This is a genomic window from Catellatospora sp. KI3 (assembly GCF_029948125.1).
Classification (GTDB): Bacteria; Actinomycetota; Actinomycetes; order Mycobacteriales; family Micromonosporaceae; genus Catellatospora.
The window spans coordinates 1-1,066 of sequence record NZ_JASAMB010000065.1; the positions used below are offsets into that span (position 1 = coordinate 1).

The window sequence follows — 1,066 nt, forward strand, 5'->3', positions numbered from 1 at the left end:
GTCGCCCGAGAACACCCGGCGCCGACGTGTGCGGACCTGCGGTTCGGCCTGGTCGGCCGAGGCGGGGCGGGTCAGGGTGGTGGATGTCATCGCGAGCTCCGCACACGGCTGGTCAGGAAGTAGTTGATCGCCGCGACGATCACGATGATGAAGAACATGACCCAGGCCGCCGTGGAGGCGTAGCCGAAGTCGAAGCGGGAGAAGCCGACCTCGTACAGGTACAGCGACAGCGTCTGGAACTGCCGGTCCGAACCGCCGGTCACCGACGCGCCGCCGAACAGCAGCGGTTCGGCCAGGACCTGCATGCCGCCGATGGTGGAGATGATGACCGTGAAGATGATCGTCGGCCGGATCGCCGGGACCGTGATGCGGGTCAGCTGCTGGAAGCTGGAGGCGCCGTCGAGCGACGCGGCGTCGTAGAGGTCCTTCGACACCGCCTGCATCGCGGCGAGGTAGATCAGGGCGTTGTAGCCCGTCCAGCGCCAGATGATCATCACGGAGACGGCGATCTGGGAGCTGGCCGTCCCGGCCTGCCAGTCGATGCGGCCCAGCCCGAACACGTCGAGCAGCCAGTTGACCAGGCCGTAGTCCTTGCCGAAGATCTGCCCGAAGATGATCGCCACGGCCGCCACCGAGGTGATGTTGGGCAGCAGCGCGGTCATCCGCCAGAAGGTGGGGGCGCGCAGGCGCTGGTTCAGGACGTGCGCCAGCACGAGTGCCATGAGCAGCTGGGGAACGGTGGACATCACCCAGATCTGGGCGGTGTTCTTCAGCGCGTTCCAGAAGTACTCGTCGGCGAACAGGTCCTTGTAGTTCTGGATGCCCACGAACCTGTGGGTCTCCGACAGCAGGCTCCAGTCATGCAGCGACACCCACGCCGTGTAGATGAGCGGGAACACCCCGAACGCGGCGAAGAGCAGGAAGAACGGGGCGACGTACAGGTACGGCGAACCCTTGGTGTCGAGGCGGTAGAACAGGTTCTTCATCGGCCCGGTCCTCTCTCAGGGAAGTGAGGCCGGGTCCGGCCGAGCGACGCGGCCGGACCCGGCCCCGGTCTCACAGCAGC

At 66.4% G+C, this 1,066-nt stretch carries 1 protein-coding gene; it reads right to left on the minus strand.

The features are described from left to right. Positions 1–86: 86 nt before the first annotated feature. Positions 87–986: a sugar ABC transporter permease gene (locus QEZ54_RS36200; protein WP_281309306.1), complete on the minus strand. Its 900-nt coding sequence runs from the start codon at positions 984–986 to the stop codon at positions 87–89. Between the last annotated feature and the right edge of the window lie 80 nt (positions 987–1,066).